Origin of the sequence: Aeromonas sp. QDB56, assembly GCF_027705505.1 — a bacterium.
Lineage (GTDB): Bacteria > Pseudomonadota > Gammaproteobacteria > Enterobacterales > Aeromonadaceae > Aeromonas > Aeromonas caviae.
The window spans coordinates 1-13997 of record NZ_JAPDBZ010000105.1 but is presented as its reverse complement, the minus strand read 5'-3'; the positions used below and the strand labels follow the sequence as shown (position 1 = coordinate 13997).

Genomic DNA, 13997 nt, shown 5'->3' with positions numbered 1-13997 from the left:
CTGCGCGAGCAGCTATCACCCAGTAATGGGGATCCCCCTCCTGTGACGCGAAGCGCTAAGGTGGGGGAGGATGTCAAGAATTGGGCATTCGAATAATAACCATACGGCCTTGCGGTTGTCTAAAGGCACCTAACATCAGATAATACGGCCGCCTTCATACCGGATAACCCATCTTCAATGACTGAGTACCTGCTTTTACTGGTCGGCACCGTGCTGATCAACAACTTCGTGCTGGTGAAGTTCCTCGGCCTTTGCCCCTTCATGGGTGTCTCCGGCAAGCTGGAAACCGCCATCGGCATGGGTCTGGCCACCACCTTCGTCATGACGCTGGCCAGCGCCTGCTCCTATCTGATGGAGCACTATATCCTGATCCCGCTGGAGATCGCCTACCTGCGCACCCTGGGCTTCATTCTGGTGATCGCCGTGGTGGTCCAGTTCACCGAGATGGTGATCCGCAAAAGCAGCCCGACCCTCTATCGCCTGCTCGGCATCTTCCTGCCGCTCATCACCACCAACTGTGCCGTGCTCGGCGTGGCGCTGCTCAGCATCAACGAGCGCCACAACTTCATCCAGAGCATCATCTACGGCTTCGGGGCCGCCGTCGGCTTCTCTCTGGTGCTGATCCTGTTTGCCGCCATGCGTGAACGGCTGGTGGCCGCCGACGTGCCGGCACCGTTTCGTGGCGTCTCCATCGCCATGGTCACCGCTGGCCTGATGTCGCTGGCCTTCATGGGCTTTACCGGCCTCATCAAGATATAACGCTATGATTCACATACTCTTTGCCATTCTGGTGCTGGCCCTGCTTGCCCTGGCCTTCGGCATTATTCTCGGCTTTGCCGCCGTCAAGTTTCATGTGCAGGCCGACCCCATCGTCGATCAGCTCGATGCCCTGTTGCCCCAGACCCAGTGCGGCCAGTGCGGTTACCCGGGCTGCAAACCCTACGCCGAAGCCCTGGCCAATGGCGACAAGATCAACAAGTGCGTGCCCGGTGGCGACGCCACCATGCGCAAGATTGCCGACCTGATGGGGGTCGAGCCCCAGTCTCTGGACGGCGGTGAAGACGCGGCAATCCCCGTCAAGAAGGTGGCCTTCATTCACGAAGACATGTGCATCGGTTGCACCAAGTGCATCCAGGCCTGTCCGGTCGACGCCATCCTGGGTGCCACCAAGGCGATGCACACCGTCATCGCGGCCGAGTGCACCGGGTGCGACCTCTGCGTCGACCCCTGCCCGACCGACTGTATCGAAATGATCCCGGTGCCGACCACGGTCGACAACTGGAAATGGGATCTGGCCAAGGTCGCCATTCCGGTCAAGATAGTGGAATAAACAGCGGAGTAACCATGCAGCATCTGCTCGAACGCATCAAAGCCGGCACTCTGTGGGATTTTCACGGCGGCATCCATCCCCCCGAGAACAAGCACCAGTCCAGCCTGACCCCCGTCGTTGACGCGGGCCTTCCCCCCCAGCTCATCATTCCGGTGCGCCAGCACGCGGGTCCGGCCGGCGAACTGCTGGTGCGGGTGGGGGACAAGGTCAAGAAGGGGCAACCCCTCACCCGTTTTGACAAGGGACGCATCGTGCCGGTGCACGCTTCCACCTCGGGCACCATCACCGCCATCGAGCAGCACACGGTGGCGCACCCCTCCGGTCTTGACGATCTCTGCATCCTCCTCACCCCGGACGGAGACGATGCCTGGGGCGAGCGCACACCCCAGCCTGACTACTGGAACCTGGAGCGGGGGGAGTTGCTCGAGCGCATCCAGCAGGCCGGCATCGCCGGGCTCGGCGGCGCCGTCTTCCCGACCCACAGCAAGCTCGACGGCCGTGGCCAGCTCACCGAGATCCTCATCGTCAACGGGCTGGAGTGCGAACCCTACATCACCACGGATGACAGGTTGATGCAGGAGTACGCCGACGAGATCATGGACGGCATCCGGGTACTCAAGCACCTGCTCAAGCCCAAGCTCACCCTGATCGGGGTGGAAGACAACAAACCGGCGGCCATCGAGGCCCTGACCCGCCATGCCAGCGACGCCGACGTGCTGGTCAAGTCGGTACCGACCAAGTACCCCTCCGGCGGCGCCAAACAGACCATAGAGCTGCTCACCGGACGCCAGGTGCCCAAAGGAGGCCGGGCGGTGGACATGGGCATCATGGTGCTCAACGTCGCCACCGTCTTTGCCATCAAGCGCGCCATCATCGATGGGGAGCCGCTCATCGAGCGCATCGTCACCCTCACCGGCGACGCCTTCAAGAAACCCGGCAATGCCTGGGTGCGTCTGGGCACGCCGGTACGCTGGCTGCTCCAGCGTTTCGAGCTGCAACCGGAGGCGGATCAGCGGGTCATCATGGGGGGCCCCATGATGGGCTTCACCCTGCCCCACGCCATGGTCCCCGTGGTCAAGGCCACCAACTGCCTGCTCTCCCCCACCCGCGCCGAGCTGCCGCCCCCCGGCCCGGAACAGGCCTGCATCCGTTGCAGTGCCTGCGCCGATGCCTGCCCCGCCACCCTGCTGCCCCAGGAGCTTTACTGGTACAGCCGGGTCAAGGAGTATGACAAGGCCGAGAAGCTCAACCTCTTTGACTGTATCGAGTGCGGCGCCTGTGCCTGGGTCTGCCCGAGCGAAATCCCCCTGGTGCAGTACTACAAGATCGCCAAGGATGACATCCGCGAGGCCCGTGCCGAGGCCGAGAAGGCCGAACGTGCCAAGCAGCGCTTCGAGGCCAAGCAGGCTCGCTTCGAGCGTGAGAAGGCGGCCCGCGAAGCCCGCCACGCCGAGGCCGCAGCCCAGCGTCGCCAGGCCATGACGACGGCCGGGGGCGAAGATCCGGTCGCCGCCGCCCTGGCCCGCATCAAGGCCAAACAGGAGACGGCCCAGGTGGCCGTGAGTGAACCCGCACCGGACAACGAGGCCATGATTGCCGCCCGTGAGGCGCGCAAGCAGGAGGCCATCGCCCGTCGTGCCGCCAAGGCCGCCAATGGCGAGGGCAATGGGCTTGCTGACACCCCGGCACCAGGGGAGCAACATTCCAAGGCAGAGCTGGCTCCCAAGAAGGCCGCCATCGCCGCCGCCCTGGCACGGGCCAAGGCCAAGAAAGCCGCCCAGGCGCAAGGTGATGGGCCGGTGGTCGCGGGTGAGACATCTGTGAACACAAGCGATAACGCTGTTGAGGCCCCGGCCGCCGCATCCAAACCCGCCGCAGAGGTGGACCCCAAGAAGGCGGCCATTGCCGCCGCCATCGCCCGGGCCAAGGCCAAGAAGGCTGCTCAGGCGCAAGGTGATGGGCCTGTGGTCGCGGGTGAGACATCCGTGAACACAACCGAACACGCCGTTGAGGCCCCGGCTGCCGCATCCGGGCCCGCCGCCGAGGTGGACCCCAAGAAGGCGGCCATTGCCGCCGCCATCGCCCGGGCCAAGGCCAAGAAAGCCGCCCTGGCGCAAGGGGACACGCCGATGGACGCGGATAAGACATCCGTGAACACAACCGATAACGCCGTTGAGGCCCTGGCCGCCGCATCCGAGCCCGCCGCCGAGGTGGACCCCAAGAAGGCGGCCATCGCCGCCGCCATCGCCCGGGCCAAAGCCAAGAAGCTGGCGGCCGAGGCTGCCTCCTCCCCTTCGACCGACAAGAGCCACTGACCCATGTTCAATATCGCGAGTGCGCCCTTTGCCCACAACCGCAAACAGACCCAGACCCTGATGGTGCTGGTGAGCCTGGCCTGCCTGCCCGGCTTCCTGGCGCAGACCTGGTTCTTCGGCTGGGGGACCCTGATCCAGATCCTGCTGGCGCTGGTCACGGCCCTGGGTTCGGAGGCCCTGGTCCTTCGCCTGCGCGGCCGCCCCGTCAAACCGGCCCTGCTGGATGGCAGCGCGGCGCTCACCGCCGTGCTCATCGGTCTCTCCCTGCCCCCCCTGCTGCCCTGGTGGATGCTGGTGCTGGGCACGGCGTTCGCCATCATCATCGCCAAGCATCTCTATGGCGGGCTCGGTCAGAACCTGTTCAATCCTGCCATGGTGGCCTATGTGCTGCTGCTGGTCTCCTTCCCGGCCCAGATGACCAGCTGGCTGCCCCCCTCCAGCATCGCCGCCTACGACATCGGCTTCGCCGATGCGGCCTCGGTGATCTTCACCGGCTTCAGCCTCGACGGCTACAGCATGCTGCAGCTCAAGCAGGGGGTGGATGGCCTGACCATGGCCACGCCGCTGGATACCTTAAAGACCGGACTGACCCAGGGACTGACCGCCACCGAAGTGATGACCCACAAGGTCTTCGAGGGCTGGGGTGGTATCGGCTGGAGCTGGGTCAACCTCGGCTACCTGCTGGGAGGCCTCTTCCTGCTCCAGCAGAAAGTGATCAACTGGCGCATTCCGACTGCCGTGCTGGGCGCATTGCTGCTCGCTGCCACCCTGGGCTATCTGGCCACCCCGGATGCCACCGCCACCCCCATGCTGCACCTGTTCAGCGGTGCCACCATGCTCGGGGCCTTCTTCATCGCCACCGATCCGGTGAGTGCCAGCACCACCGCAAAGGGGCGCCTCGTCTACGGTGTGCTCATCGGCGTGCTGGTCTATGTCATCCGCCGTTTTGGCGGCTATCCGGATGCCTTCGCCTTCGCCGTGTTGCTGGCCAACCTGTGCGTTCCCCTGATTGACAGTCTGACCCGCCCCAAGGTCTATGGAGCCCGTCGCAAATGAACCCACATCTGAATTGCCACAGACGCGAGACAGGGAGCCTCCCATGTTGAAAAGCATGCGCAAGAATGGCCTGACCCTGGCCCTCTTTGCCCTCGGCTGCACCGCCATGGTGGTGCTGACCAACGAACTGACCCGGGATCGCATCGCCCACCAGCAAGAGCTGGAGAAGCTGCGCACCCTGCAGGCCCTGCTGCCCGAGGGGAGTTATGACAACGATCTGGTGGCCAGTTGCAAGCTGGTCAGCAGCCGGGAATACCTGGGCAGCGATGAGCCCATGCCCCTCTATACCGCCACCCTCAAGGGGGTGCATACCGGCTACGCGCTGGAAACCGTGGCCCCCGATGGTTACAGTGGAGCCATTCGCATGGTGGTCGGCACCGATGCCAAGGGGGCCGTCAGTGCGGTCAGGGTGCTGGCCCACAAGGAAACCCCGGGGCTTGGTGACAAGATAGAACTGAAGAAATCCAGCTGGATCGACAGCTTCACCGGCAAGTCCCTCACGGCCGACAACGACACCACCTGGGCGGTGAAGAAGGATGGCGGCGAATTCGACGCCTTCACTGGGGCAACCATCACACCGCGGGCCGTGGTCAAGGCGGTGAAAAATTTGCTGAGGCTGCAACAGGAGCACCCCGAACTGCTGCACGATGCCCCCTCCTGCCATACCAACCCCTAACGCCGGAGCACACGCTATGGAACAAGTCGACGTGATTGACACGGCCAGCCAACCCGCCGGGGAAAGTGGCCGCCGCGAAGAGCTCAAGGAGCTGATGCTGCAGGGACTGTGGAAGAACAACCCCTCCCTGGTGCAGGTGCTGGGACTCTGCCCCACCCTGGCGGTCTCCTCCACCTTTACCAATGCGTTGGGGCTCGGCCTTGCCACCATGGTGGTACTGGTCTGCTCCAACCTCGCCGTCTCCCTGGTGCGCAACTGGGTGCCCAAGGATATCCGCATCCCGGTCTACGTGATGATTATCGCGGCCCTGGTGACCAGCGTGCAGCTGTTGATGAACGCCTACACCTACGGCCTCTATCAGGCGCTCGGCATCTTCATCGCCCTCATCGTCACCAACTGCGTCATCATCGGCCGCGCCGAAGCCTATGCCTCCAAGAACCCGCCCCTGCTTGCCGCCCTCGACGGCTTCATGATGGGGCTGGGCTTTACCCTGGTGCTGCTGGTACTGGGGGGTCTTCGCGAGATCATCGGCATGGGCACCCTGTTTGACGGTGCCGAGCTGCTGCTGGGTGACTGGGCCAAGTCATTGCGCGTCGAGCTGTTCCACGCCGACGCCAGCCTGCTGCTGGCGATCCTGCCCCCCGGCGGCTTCATCGGCCTCGGTTTGATGATCGCCGGCAAAAACGCCATCAACGACTGGATGGGCCGCAAGCAGAGTGCCGAGAAGGCCCACTGCACCGTGCCGGCGGCGGGCGCCCGCACTACCCAGCTCTGAGACAAGAGAGAGCCATGAACAACCAGAAACGCAGGCTGATCCTGGAGCGGTTGCGCGATGACAACCCCCATCCCACCACAGAGCTCAACTTCACCACGCCCTTCGAGCTGCTCATCGCTGTGCTGCTTTCGGCCCAGGCCACCGACGTGAGCGTCAACAAGGCCACCGACAAGCTCTATCCGGTGGCCAACACCCCCCAGGCCATGCTGGATCTGGGGGTGGACGGGGTCAAGGAGTACATCAAGACCATTGGCCTGTTCAACACCAAGGCTGAGAACGTCATCAAGACCTGCGCCATTCTGCTGGAACGCCACGGCGGCGAGGTGCCGGAGAATCGCGAGGCCCTCGAGGCCCTGCCCGGCGTCGGCCGCAAGACCGCCAACGTGGTGCTCAACACCGCCTTCGGCTGGCCCACCATCGCCGTCGACACCCATATCTTCCGGGTCTCCAACCGCACCGGCTTTGCAGTGGGCAAGAACGTCGATCAGGTGGAGGAGAAGCTGCTCAAGGTGGTCCCCGCCGAGTTCAAGCTGGACGTGCATCACTGGCTCATCCTGCACGGGCGTTACACCTGTCTCGCCCGCAAGCCCCGCTGCGGCTCCTGCATCATCGAAGATTTGTGCGAATACAAAGAGAAGGTCTATCCCGAGAGTTGATCTGCAGGCCTCTGCGGATCCGGTCTCGGGCAATGGATTCAAGGCAGTACCAATCCACCAACCCGGAGAATTGAGCAATGAGAATTCTGCATACCATGTTGCGCGTCGGCGATCTGCAACGTTCCATCGACTTCTACACCCGAGTGCTGGGCATGACACTGCTGCGCAAGAGCGAGAACAGCGAATACAAGTACACCCTGGCCTTCGTCGGCTACGGCGACGAGAAGGATGAAGCCGTCATCGAGCTCACCTACAACTGGGGGGTGAGCGAGTACGAGCTCGGTTCCGCCTATGGTCACATCGCCCTGGAAGCGGACGACATCTATGCCACCTGCGAGGCGCTGCGCGCCGCAGGCGCCAAGATCACCCGCGAACCGGGCCCGGTGAAGGGCGGCACCACCGTCATCGCCTTCGTGGAAGACCCGGACGGCTACAAGATTGAGCTGATTGCCAAGAAAGACGCCGGTACCGGCCTGGGCGCCTGAGCCCACGCTGCCTGGCGGTCAGAAAAACAACGGGGCCCAGGGCCCCGTTTTCATTGGCTGCGGCCACCGTCAGGCCAGGCGGAAGCGCCCCATGCTCTGGCGCAGACCCGCCACCAGCTGGCTCAGCTCCAGACAGGCTTTGGCGGTGTGATCCGCGCCGGTCGCGACCTCGTTGGAGGAGTCGTTGATGCGCGCCACGTTGCGGCCCAGCTCATCGGAGACCGCATCCTGCTCGCCACAGGCACTGACAATCTGGATCGCCATGTCGGCTATCTGGGCCACCGCCTCTTCAATCTGACGAATGCCCGCGCTGGTGCGTTCGCTCTGGCTCACGCACTGGCGGATCATCTCGCAACTCTGGCCGGTCACCGACTTCGCCCGGTTGGCACGAGCCTGCAGGGTCTCGATGATGGCGACGATTTCGCCGGTGGAGGCCTGGGTACGCCCCGCCAGGGTGCGCACCTCGTCGGCCACCACCGCAAAGCCGCGCCCCTGCTCACCGGCACGGGCCGCCTCGATGGCGGCATTGAGTGCCAGCAGGTTGGTCTGGTCGGCAATGCCGCGAATGACATCCACCACCAGGTTGATCTGGGCGGACTCTTTCTCCAGTTCACTCACCAGGTTGCCCGCCTGTTCCATCTCACCGGCCACCCGGGTGATGGCATCCAGGGCCCCCTGCACATCCTGACTGCCGCGACGAGCCAGGGCATTGGCGGAGCTTGCCGACTCCGAGGCCACCTCGGTGTTGCCCGCCACATCCGCTACCGTCGCCTTCATCTGGGCCATGGCGGTGGCGACCTGGGCTATCTCCTGCTGCTGGCTCTGGATCCCCTGGGATGATTGCTCGGAGACCGCGCTCACCTCCTCGATGGCGGCCCCCAGCTGGGTCACGGCGGCGGCCACCTCCTCGATGAGCCCACGCAGGTTGTCCTGCATCTTGAGGGAGGCGCTGGCCAGCATCCCCAGTTCGTCCTGCCCGATGTGCTGGCGATCCAGCCGATGGGTCAGATCCCCCAGGGCGATGGCATTGGCCTGGGCCACCACGGCTTGCAGGGGCAGGCAGATCTGGCGGGTAAGGAACCAGGTCATGACCCCCATGAAGATCAGCAGGGTCGCGATGCTCACCACGGCAAAGGTCATCACCATGGTGACGCTGCCAAGCAGGCTGCCACAGTTCTCTTCCACAAAGCCAAGATTCACCTTCACCAGGGCACGCACCGCCAGCTCCAGCTCGGTGTAGAGCCCGTTCGAGCGAAACAGCGCCTCCCTGGCCTCATCCCTGCTGCCCTGGAACAACAGGGCATCCACCTGGTTGACGGCCCCCAGATATTGCAGCCACTGCTGCTTGACGCGGTTGAAGGCCTGGCGTTCATGCTCGGCTCCCACGGTTGCCTCGTAGGCATCCATGACCTGCTGCACCTTGCCCAGGCTCTCCTGGATGCGGGCGCGGCGAACCTGCCTGTCGACGGCATCTTCCACCATCAGCAGGGCAAACTGGGCACGGCGCACATAGGAGACGTCGTAGAGCAGGTTGTCCACCGAGAGCACGCTTGGCAGGGTGGAGTCGGTGAAGTTCAATACCCGATCCCGAATGTCCCGCAGTTCGGTGGCGAGAAACAGACCGAAGACGGCGTTGATGACGGCAATGACCGCAAAGACGGCGGCAATCTTCTTGCCGATGGAGAGATGCTTGTAAGACATGTTGGCTGGTGATCCTCGACTGCAGATGTGCAGTGACACAATGATCACATCCGTGTAAGCGGTGACCCGAGACTCCTGACGGGAAATGACGATGGGAGCGAAGAGAGGGGATCCCTTGCTTCCCGCTCGCCCCACGCCGGGCCTTGTGCCCGCCACGAGGCTGCCAGCACAGGAGCGACCAGTTCGACGCAAAACTTGAGCCGATTGCCACAATCGGTCCGCAGTCATGGACAAAGCAGGGGCCAGGTTATGTAATGGCCGCTCGTCTCTCCCCATTCCTGTCTTCAGAGGCCCCATGGACAACGTATCTACCCTCTCCCCTTCCTGGTCTGTCCAACTGCGCGAGCAGATAGCGGATCGCCCCCTCATCGCCCTGGGGCTGCTGCTCGCCCTGGTCGCCGTGCTGCTGCTCCTGGTGCAGAGTCTCGTCATGCTGGCAGCAGGAGAGATCACGCCCGGGGTACGCTATGGCCTCATCGGCGGCGCTGCGGGTTTTGCCGCCACGGCGCTGGGCGCCCTGCCTGCCCTGTTCCTGCGCGCCGTTCCCCAACGGGTGGAAGATGCCATGCTGGGGTTCGCCGCCGGCATGATGCTGGCGGCGAGCGCCTTCTCACTGCTGCTGCCGGGGCTCGAGGCCGCCGAGGGGATCACGGGTGACGGCTTCCTCGCCGCCGCCGTGGTAGTGGCCGGCATGACCCTCGGGGTGCTGCTGATGCTGGGACTGGATCAATTCACCCCTCACGAACACGACAAGACCGGCCCTTGTGGTCCCGGCCATGAGAGCTGCTCACGGGTCTGGCTGTTCGTCTTCGCCATCGCCCTGCACAACCTACCCGAAGGCATGGCCATCGGGGTCAGCTTCTCCCAGGGGGACATGACGATGGGACTGCCCCTCACGACCGCCATTGCCCTGCAGGACATTCCCGAAGGGCTGGCGGTAGCGCTGGCCATGTGCGCAGCCGGTTTTCGCCCGCCGGTGGCCGTGCTGGTCGCCATCGGCAGCGGCCTGCTGGAACCGCTCGGCGCCCTGCTCGGGGTAGGACTCGCCAGCGGCATGGCCATCGCCTACCCCATCGGTCTCGGGCTCGCGGCTGGTGCCATGCTGTTTGTGGTCTCCCACGAAGTGATCCCGGAAACCCATCGCAACGGCCACCAGACCCACGCCACCCTGGGCCTGATGGCAGGCTTCGCCCTGATGATGACCCTCGACACCGCACTCGGCTGATCACCCCCCTCAAGCCCCGTGCGCCCGGTGACGACAGAGCGAACCCCTTGAAATAAGAGGGGGAAATCGCCTAATGTTGAGCCCCCGGCGCCCTTTGACTGGTTGATGTACGGCGCCTGAATCCCATCGGAAGCCTGCCCGGATGACCCTCAGGATAATCCTGCTGCTGTGCCTGCTTGTCCTCACCGCCAGGGCCATTGGCGCCACCGAGGTCTTTCATACGGCCGCGCAACAGGCGTCGTCCCCCAAGTTCGTGACGCTCCCCGACGGGCATGTCGGCGGGATCTGCGTCGATCTCTTCCGGCTCATGGAAGCGAGGGAGCCTGCCCTTCGCATTGAGGGAGATCAGCGCTTCCTGCCGCTGCGACGGCTGGAAAAGAAGGTGCAGCACGGCCAGCTGGACTTCATCTGCGGCGTGGGAGAGAGCCCGGCCAGGCGGGATCACTTCATCGTCCTGACCCCCGCCATCTTCACGGTGCGCTACCACCTGGCGGTGCGCCGTGACGATCCCGTCGAGATACGCAGCTGGCAGGATGTCAGGGCCCTCGGCCAGGGGGGCATCATCCTCATCAACCATGGCAGCGGTGCTATCGCCCGGCTCCAGGACATCGGCGGCCTCATCATCGACAGCGGCGGGATCAGCAACCAGGCCAACTACGAGAAGTTGTTGATGAAGCGCGGCCGTTTCGTCTACTACCGCTCCCCGGGGTTTGAGTCCGACTTGCGCGAACAGGGGCTGGCCGACAAGATCCGCATCCTCCCCACCGTGATGGAAGAGACCCCCTTCTACATTCTGTTCCATCGCCACAGTGCCCCCGAGCGCCTGACCCTGTTCGCCAACACCCTGCAACGGCTCGCAGACAGTGGTGAACTGGCCGCCCTGGCCAGACGCTACCCCTGACCCCCCATCCGCGCCATCGCAATGCTCGGCGCCACCGCCAAGTTTTGCTATCATCCACGCCAACTTTTTCGGCCCAGCGGCCATCGAGACGAGGTAGATGATGAAAGTAGGTATTATCGGCGCCATGGAGCAGGAAGTGGCCCTGCTGCGCAGCCAGCTGAGCGAGCCCACCACCCTGCAACTGGGCGGCTGCGAGTTCTATCAGGGCAAGCTGGCCGGTAAAGAGGTGATCCTGACCCGATCCGGCATCGGCAAGGTCGCCGCCAGCGTCGCCACCAGCCTGCTGCTGGAGAAGTTCGCTCCCGATTGCGTCATCAACACCGGTTCCGCCGGCGGCTTCGCCCAGGATCTGCACATCGGTGACGTGGTCATCGCGAACGAGATGCGCTTCCACGACGTGGACGTGACCGCCTTCGGTTACGAGATGGGCCAGATGGCCCAGCAGCCCGCCGCCTTCCCCTGCGACGAAAAACTCATCGCCCTGGCACAAGCCTGCATTGCCGAGCAAGGCAAGCACCAGACCAAGGTCGGGCTCATCTGCACCGGCGATCAGTTCATGTGCAAGCCGGACGCCATCGCGAAAGCCCGTGCCGACTTCCCGCAGATGCTGGCGGTGGAGATGGAAGGGGCCGCCATCGGCCAGGTGTGCCACATGTTCAAGGTGCCCTATCTGGTGGTACGGGCCATGTCGGACATCGCCGGCAAGGAGCAGGTGGAATCCTTCGATGCCTTCATCGAGGTGGCGGGTCAACACTCCGCCGAAGTGATCATCGCGCTGCTCGGCAAGCTGTGATCGACGCCCCCTCCTGGGATGCTCTGATGACCGCCCTCGCCTCCACGACGGCGGCCATCATGGTGGGGGCCGCCCTACTGGAGGCCCTGCTGCCCTGGCCCGCACGCTTTCGACCCGGCGCAGCCGTGCCTCTGCTCACCCGCCTCGGCCAGAAGGTCTATCGCCCCGACGGCACGCCACGCCAGCAGAGCCAGGCCGGGCTCCTTGCCCTGCTGGTGGTCTGGGTGCCCTGCGCTGCCGGTCTCTGGGCGGTGCGCAATCTCTCCCTGTCCGAGCCCCTGTTCGACCTCCTGTTCCTGCTGCTGATGCTCGAATCCCGCCCCTTGCGGGAACTCGCCCGGGGGAGCCGCGCCCTGGCGACCCAGGAGACGCTGGTCGTGGCGAGGCTGCAGGTCGCCCCCTGGCTCAAGCGGGAGACCGGCAAGCTCTCGGTGATGGGGTTGAACAAGGCGGTGAGCGAGACCTGCGTACTGCGCCTCGTGGGTCAGTGGGCCGCCCCCCTGCTGGGCTTTGCCCTGGCCGGGGTACAGGGTGCCCTGCTGGTGCGGCTCGCCCAGTTGACCCATCTGGCGTGGAACCCCAAGCAAAGCGCGTTCGTCCACTTCGGCCGCCCGGCTGCGGCGCTCTATCAGGGTTTCTGCGCCCCCGCCATCCTGCTGCTGGCACTCCCCCTGTGCCTGACCCAGGTGCGTGGGCTGGGCAACAGAGTGCGGCCTGCGCTGCATTGGCCTCATCCCGCCATGGGAGTCCTGCTCGCGCTGCTGGCCCGGGCCACGGGCCGCCGACTCGGCGGCCCCCGCTACTATCAGGGCCAGCTGGTGCGCTTTCCAGTATTTGATGAGGGGAGCGAACCCGATGCCAACCTGCCCCTGCGCCTGCTGCAACGTCTGCAACTGACCGGCTGGGGCTGGCTCGGGCTCTCGCTGCTCCTGACATGGATGGCGCTCAATCATGGCTGATCGCGTTTCCCTTCGTGCCCTGGGCCTGCTTGTCTGCCTGCTGGGCACCTCACTGTGCGCCATGGCCACCCCGCCGCAGCGCATCGTGAGCCTCACTCCCCATCTGACGGAACTGCTGTTCGATATCGGCGCCGGGGATCGCGTGGTCGCCACCGACGATGCCTCCGATTACCCCGCCGAGGTGGCCAACCTCCCCCGGGTGGCCAACTATCGCAGTATCAACCTCGAGGCGCTGCTGGCCCAGAAGCCGGATCTGGTAGTGGCCTGGCGCTCCGCCCAGGCCCGTATGCTGGGCCCGGTCGAGCGTCTCGGCATTCCCGTCTTCTACTCGGAGCCCACCGACTTTGCCTCCCTGGCCACCGAGATGCGCAGCCTGGGGCACCTGCTCGGGCTCACGCCCAGAGCCGACGAGCAAGCCCGCGCCTATCTGACCCGGCTCGACGCCCTGGCGGCGCGCTACGGCGAGCCCAAGCCCCTGTCTGTCTTCTATCAGCTCTGGTACCCGCCGCTCACCAGCGTCAATAATTCGACCTGGCCGGGGCAGGCCATCACCCTCTGCGGCGGACGCAACATCATGGCGAATACGGGAGCAGCCTACCCCCAGGTCGGGCTGGAGCAGGTGATCAAGGCCAATCCCGGGCTCATCCTGGCTGGCGGCCGGGATCCTTCTGTGCTGGATCACTGGCGGCAGTGGCCCATGCTGGACGCCGTCAAACACCAACGGCTCGCCCTCATCAACGCCGATGAGCTGCACCGCTTCACCCCGCGGGCCCTCAATGCGGTGGAGCAGCTGTGTGAGGCGATAAAACTATCGACGCTGACCTCTCAAGCAGATCAATTACCAGGCAATAAATGACAGTGCAATGGATTAACAACTTTCAGAATCACATCTATCTGCATAGATAAAGGGGGAGTTGATTCTACCATAATAGAGATGATAAATATTTTCCCTGCATTAATCATTACCAGTCTTTAATAGCGCATAAAGTGTAATATCGCTGGCCAGCCCTGATTGCTGCAGCCCTTGCGCCAATACGGTCAAGAACTTGGGAAAGTGCGAACAAGTATCCCACGAACAAAAAATGAAAATTTTAGTCATTTAATATCAATGGGTTACCAGTAAAT

The 13997-nt window shown here is 64.1% G+C and carries 14 protein-coding genes; 13 read left to right on the top strand and 1 reads right to left on the bottom strand.

Annotated elements, in window-relative coordinates; all coding sequences use genetic code 11:
• The first annotated feature begins 177 nt into the window (after positions 1–177).
• From rsxA to gloA, 8 genes are all read left to right on the top strand, one after another.
• Positions 178–759: an electron transport complex subunit RsxA gene (gene rsxA / locus OKB81_RS15085; RefSeq protein WP_039038677.1), complete on the top strand. Its 582-nt coding sequence runs from the start codon at positions 178–180 to the stop codon at positions 757–759.
• 4 nt (positions 760–763) lie between these two features.
• A complete protein-coding gene (gene rsxB, locus OKB81_RS15080) occupies positions 764–1330 on the top strand; it encodes an electron transport complex subunit RsxB (protein WP_042017194.1) in 567 nt (188 codons plus the stop codon).
• Positions 1331–1344: 14 nt separating this feature from the next.
• Positions 1345–3645, top strand: coding sequence for an electron transport complex subunit RsxC (gene rsxC / locus OKB81_RS15075; protein ID WP_270670358.1), 2301 nt, complete (start codon positions 1345–1347; stop codon positions 3643–3645).
• 3 nt (positions 3646–3648) lie between these two features.
• On the top strand, positions 3649–4701 hold the full coding sequence (gene rsxD / locus OKB81_RS15070; protein ID WP_160838819.1) for an electron transport complex subunit RsxD: 1053 nt from the start codon (positions 3649–3651) through the stop codon (positions 4699–4701).
• Positions 4702–4744: 43 nt separating this feature from the next.
• Positions 4745–5377, top strand: coding sequence for an electron transport complex subunit RsxG (gene rsxG, locus OKB81_RS15065; protein ID WP_043156385.1), 633 nt, complete (start codon positions 4745–4747; stop codon positions 5375–5377).
• A 16-nt stretch (positions 5378–5393) separates the two neighbouring features.
• A complete protein-coding gene (locus OKB81_RS15060; RefSeq protein ID WP_010674312.1) occupies positions 5394–6152 on the top strand; it encodes an electron transport complex subunit E in 759 nt (252 codons plus the stop codon).
• Positions 6153–6166: 14 nt separating this feature from the next.
• Positions 6167–6808 (top strand): endonuclease III, encoded by a 642-nt coding sequence (gene nth / locus OKB81_RS15055; RefSeq protein WP_005302279.1) that lies wholly within the window; start codon positions 6167–6169, stop codon positions 6806–6808.
• Positions 6809–6885: 77 nt separating this feature from the next.
• Positions 6886–7293, top strand: a complete 408-nt coding sequence (gene gloA / locus OKB81_RS15050) for a lactoylglutathione lyase (RefSeq protein WP_010674310.1) — start codon at positions 6886–6888, stop codon at positions 7291–7293.
• Between the two features lie 69 nt (positions 7294–7362).
• Here gloA and OKB81_RS15045 read toward each other — a convergent pair whose 3' ends face one another.
• A complete protein-coding gene (locus tag OKB81_RS15045; protein WP_270670357.1) occupies positions 7363–8994 on the bottom strand; it encodes a methyl-accepting chemotaxis protein in 1632 nt (543 codons plus the stop codon).
• A 295-nt stretch (positions 8995–9289) separates the two neighbouring features.
• Between OKB81_RS15045 and OKB81_RS15040 the strand changes: the two genes are divergently transcribed.
• The 5 genes from OKB81_RS15040 to OKB81_RS15020 all read left to right on the top strand — a co-directional run bounded on the left by OKB81_RS15040 (position 9290) and on the right by OKB81_RS15020 (position 13728).
• Positions 9290–10219 (top strand): ZIP family metal transporter, encoded by a 930-nt coding sequence (locus OKB81_RS15040; RefSeq protein ID WP_160838823.1) that lies wholly within the window; start codon positions 9290–9292, stop codon positions 10217–10219.
• A gap of 142 nt (positions 10220–10361) precedes the next feature.
• Complete coding sequence (locus tag OKB81_RS15035; protein ID WP_160838825.1) at positions 10362–11120, top strand: substrate-binding periplasmic protein; 759 nt, start codon at positions 10362–10364, stop codon at positions 11118–11120.
• Between the two features lie 100 nt (positions 11121–11220).
• On the top strand, positions 11221–11913 hold the full coding sequence (mtnN, locus tag OKB81_RS15030) for a 5'-methylthioadenosine/S-adenosylhomocysteine nucleosidase (RefSeq protein WP_048208668.1): 693 nt from the start codon (positions 11221–11223) through the stop codon (positions 11911–11913).
• 26 nt (positions 11914–11939) lie between these two features.
• On the top strand, positions 11940–12872 hold the full coding sequence (locus OKB81_RS15025; RefSeq protein WP_052815499.1) for a cobalamin biosynthesis protein CobD/CbiB: 933 nt from the start codon (positions 11940–11942) through the stop codon (positions 12870–12872).
• Entirely contained in the window at positions 12865–13728 is an 864-nt protein-coding gene (locus OKB81_RS15020) for a cobalamin-binding protein (RefSeq protein ID WP_202395174.1), read from the top strand. Before OKB81_RS15025 ends, OKB81_RS15020 begins: the two co-directional genes overlap by 8 nt.
• The last annotated feature ends 269 nt before the right edge of the window (positions 13729–13997 follow it).

What these genes read in the sequence shown, in the direction of transcription:
- OKB81_RS15060 (WP_010674312.1), top strand. Translation starts at nt 5,394, where the DNA reads ATGGAACAAGTCGACGTGATTGACACGGCCAGCCAACCCGCCGGGGAA.
- OKB81_RS15045 (WP_270670357.1), bottom strand. Translation starts at nt 8,994, where the DNA reads ATGTCTTACAAGCATCTCTCCATCGGCAAGAAGATTGCCGCCGTCTTT.
- OKB81_RS15020 (WP_202395174.1), top strand. Translation starts at nt 12,865, where the DNA reads ATGGCTGATCGCGTTTCCCTTCGTGCCCTGGGCCTGCTTGTCTGCCTG.
- OKB81_RS15040 (WP_160838823.1), top strand. Translation starts at nt 9,290, where the DNA reads ATGGACAACGTATCTACCCTCTCCCCTTCCTGGTCTGTCCAACTGCGC.
- rsxB (WP_042017194.1), top strand. Translation starts at nt 764, where the DNA reads ATGATTCACATACTCTTTGCCATTCTGGTGCTGGCCCTGCTTGCCCTG.
- mtnN (WP_048208668.1), top strand. Translation starts at nt 11,221, where the DNA reads ATGAAAGTAGGTATTATCGGCGCCATGGAGCAGGAAGTGGCCCTGCTG.
- rsxC (WP_270670358.1), top strand. Translation starts at nt 1,345, where the DNA reads ATGCAGCATCTGCTCGAACGCATCAAAGCCGGCACTCTGTGGGATTTT.
- gloA (WP_010674310.1), top strand. Translation starts at nt 6,886, where the DNA reads ATGAGAATTCTGCATACCATGTTGCGCGTCGGCGATCTGCAACGTTCC.
- rsxG (WP_043156385.1), top strand. Translation starts at nt 4,745, where the DNA reads ATGTTGAAAAGCATGCGCAAGAATGGCCTGACCCTGGCCCTCTTTGCC.
- nth (WP_005302279.1), top strand. Translation starts at nt 6,167, where the DNA reads ATGAACAACCAGAAACGCAGGCTGATCCTGGAGCGGTTGCGCGATGAC.
- rsxD (WP_160838819.1), top strand. Translation starts at nt 3,649, where the DNA reads ATGTTCAATATCGCGAGTGCGCCCTTTGCCCACAACCGCAAACAGACC.
- rsxA (WP_039038677.1), top strand. Translation starts at nt 178, where the DNA reads ATGACTGAGTACCTGCTTTTACTGGTCGGCACCGTGCTGATCAACAAC.
- OKB81_RS15035 (WP_160838825.1), top strand. Translation starts at nt 10,362, where the DNA reads ATGACCCTCAGGATAATCCTGCTGCTGTGCCTGCTTGTCCTCACCGCC.
- OKB81_RS15025 (WP_052815499.1), top strand. Translation starts at nt 11,940, where the DNA reads ATGACCGCCCTCGCCTCCACGACGGCGGCCATCATGGTGGGGGCCGCC.